Here is a 3,021-nt window from a genome sequence, read left to right on the forward strand (position 1 = left end):
AGGCCGCGCAGATCGACGGCGCCTCGGCCTGGAAGCTCTACCGCCGCATCGTCATCCCGATGCTGCGCCCGGCTTTCCTCTCCGCCTTCGTCGTCCTCGCCCATCTGGCGATCAAAGCCTATGACCTGGTGATCGCGCTGACCAACGGCGGCCCCGGACGGGCGACCGAACTGCCGGCGACCTTTATGTATTCCTACACCTTCACCCGCAACCAGATGGGGGTCGGCGCCTCCTCGGCGGTGATCATGCTGATGATGATCGCCTCCATCATCATCCCCTATCTCTACAGCGAGCTGCGGGAGAAGAAGACATGACGGTGATGAGCGGCAGCAGCAGCGAGACGGCCTTGCGCAGTGTCGTGATCGCCCGCGCGGCGATCTATGCCGTGCTTATCCTCTTTGCCGTCTATTACATGCTGCCGCTCTTCGTCATGGTGGTGAACTCCCTGAAGCCCCTGGACGAGATCCGCTCCGGCAACATGCTGGCGCTGCCTGAGGTCTTGACCTTCACCCCCTGGGTGCAGGCCTGGGGGGAGGCGCAGATCGGGGTGGAGCCGACCGGCCTTTCGCCCTACTTCCTCAACTCCATCGTCATGGTGGTACCGGCGGTACTGATCTCCACCTTCCTCGGCGCCATCAACGGGTACGTGCTGACCAAGTGGCGCTTCCCCGGCCACCGCATCGTCTTCGGGCTGATGCTCTTCTCCTGTTTCATTCCCTTTCAGATCGTGCTGATCCCCATGGCGCGGATCCTGGGCACGCTGGGGATCGCCGGCACCACCGGCGGCCTGGTGCTGGTGCATGTGGTCTATGGCCTGGGCTTCACGACGCTGTTCTTCCGCAACTACTACGACGCCTTTCCGACCGAACTGATCCGCGCCGCCACCATCGACGGTGCCGGCTTCTTCCGGATCTTCCGGCGCATTCTGCTGCCGTCTTCCGGCCCGATCATCGTGGTCACGGTCATCTGGCAGTTCACCAATGTCTGGAACGATTTCCTGTTCGGCGCTTCCTTCGCCGATTTCGACAGCCAGCCGATGACAGTGGCCTTGAACAATCTGGTCAGCTCGTCGACCGGCGTTAAGGAGTACAATGTTCACTTCGCCGGCGCGATTCTCGCGGCCCTGCCGACACTGATCGTCTACATCGTGTCGGGCCGCTACTTCGTGCGCGGGCTGATGGCCGGCGCCGTAAAAGGGTAAGGGGACAAGGGGTAGTCTCATGGCTTTTCTGGAAATACGCGACCTTCGTAAATCCTTTCACAGCGTCGATGTGCTGAAAGGTATCGACATCGCCATCGAGGAAGGCGGCTTCCTGGTTCTGGTCGGGCCGTCGGGTTGCGGCAAGTCGACCCTGCTGAACACCATCGCCGGCCTGGAAACCATCACCGCCGGCGAGATCAGCATCGCCGGGCGGCCGGTGAACGATCTGCACCCCTCGCAGCGCGACATCGCCATGGTGTTCCAGTCCTATGCGCTCTATCCCAACATGAACGTGGCCGAGAACATCGCCTTCGGGCTGGAGATGCGCGGCGTGCCAAAGGCCGAGCGGGATGCGGCCGTGGCCAAGGTGGCCGAGATGCTGCAGATCGGACCCCTGCTGAAGCGGCGCCCCGGTCAGCTTTCCGGCGGCCAGCGCCAGCGCGTCGCCATGGGCCGCGCCCTGGTGCGCGAACCCCAGGTCTTTCTCTTCGACGAGCCGCTCTCCAACCTCGACGCCAAGCTGCGGGTCGATATGCGCACGGAGATCAAGAAGCTGCATCAGGCGCTCGGTACCACCATCGTCTACGTCACCCACGACCAGATCGAGGCCATGACCCTGGCCACCCAGATCGCGGTGCTGAAGGACGGGATCCTGCAGCAGGTCGGCACGCCGGAGCAGGTCTATGCCAATCCGGCCAACATCTTCGTCGCCGATTTCATGGGCTCGCCCACCATGAACCTCATGCCCGCTAGCCTGCAGCAGGCTAATGGCACCACGGCGGTGCGAATCGGCGAGTTCAGTCTGCCCCTTGCGGAGCCTTCGGAGGCGCTGCGGGCCCGTGCCGGCCAGGACATCGTCTTCGGCGTGCGTCCGGAAGACGTGACCGACGTTTCCAGCGCCGACCGTTCGGCCCGCGCCATCGAAACCCTGGAATGCGGGATCGACGTGGTCGAGCCGACCGGCGCCGACAAGTTCATCGTCACCCGCATGGGCGAGAAAGAGGTGACGGCCCGCGTCCGGCCGAGCGAGCGGATCGCACCGGGCGACCGGGTGCCGCTGGCGTTCAACATGGACAAGGTGCATTTCTTCGATCCGCAAACCGAGATGCGGATCAACTGATGTGTAGACTTAGCGGGCTGGCGCCGCTTTCGACGCAAGTCGAAACAACCTCGAGTTCGGAGAGCGAAAACGACGATGGCGCTTAAAGTTGGATTGGTCGGCTACGGCCTGGCCGGCAAGGTGTTTCATGCGCCGCTGTTTGCGGCGGCGGGGGTCGATCTCGTGGCGGTCGCCTCTTCGGACAGCGCCAAGGTGCTGGCCGATCATCCCGAGGTCACGGTGCACCCCAGCCCGGCCGAACTCTTCGCCGATCCAGCAGTGGATCTGGTGGTGCTGGCAACGCCGAGCCCGACCCATCCGGCTCTGATGCTGGCGGCCCTGGCGGCGGATAAGCATGTCGTCTCCGACAAGCCCTTCACGCCCAGCGCGGCGGAGGCCGATCAGGTGATTGCGGCGGCGGCGAAGGCCGGGCGCATCGCCACCTGTTTCCAGAACCGGCGCTGGGATTCGGACTTCCTGACCCTTCGGCGGCTGATCGAGGCGGGGGAGCTGGGTGAAATCCGGAACTACCGCGCGCACTTCGAATTCTACCGCGCCGAGGTGGGGGACCGCTGGCAGGAAAAGCCGGCCCCCGGCGTGGGCATCCACTACGATCTCGGCGCCCACCTGATCGACCAGGCCCTGCAGCTCTTCGGCCTGCCGGACTGGATCGAGGGGGACCTGGTGATCCAGCGCGCCGGCGGCGCGATCCCCGATGCCT

Annotated in this window: 4 protein-coding genes; all 4 read left to right on the forward strand. The window is 64.4% G+C overall.

Annotated elements, in window-relative coordinates:
- The coding region (locus Q0996_RS06175) for a carbohydrate ABC transporter permease (protein ID WP_299616931.1) at positions 1-314 on the forward strand (314 nt) is incomplete at its 5' end.
- 5 nt (positions 315-319) lie between these two features.
- Entirely contained in the window at positions 320-1,201 is an 882-nt protein-coding gene (locus Q0996_RS06180) for a carbohydrate ABC transporter permease (protein ID WP_299616934.1), read from the forward strand.
- Between the two features lie 19 nt (positions 1,202-1,220).
- On the forward strand, positions 1,221-2,321 hold the full coding sequence (locus Q0996_RS06185) for an ABC transporter ATP-binding protein (RefSeq protein ID WP_299616932.1): 1,101 nt from the start codon (positions 1,221-1,223) through the stop codon (positions 2,319-2,321).
- A gap of 75 nt (positions 2,322-2,396) precedes the next feature.
- The coding region (locus tag Q0996_RS06190; RefSeq protein WP_299616933.1) for a Gfo/Idh/MocA family oxidoreductase at positions 2,397-3,021 on the forward strand (625 nt) is incomplete at its 3' end.

It is taken from the genome of Pelagibius sp., assembly GCF_028289705.1.
Classification (GTDB): domain Bacteria; phylum Pseudomonadota; class Alphaproteobacteria; order Kiloniellales; family Kiloniellaceae; genus Pelagibius.

Bases quoted from the DNA above. Each gene is read 5' to 3' on its own strand.
- Q0996_RS06180 (WP_299616934.1), top strand. From the start codon at position 320: ATGAGCGGCAGCAGCAGCGAGACGGCCTTGCGCAGTGTCGTGATCGCC.
- Q0996_RS06185 (WP_299616932.1), top strand. From the start codon at position 1,221: ATGGCTTTTCTGGAAATACGCGACCTTCGTAAATCCTTTCACAGCGTC.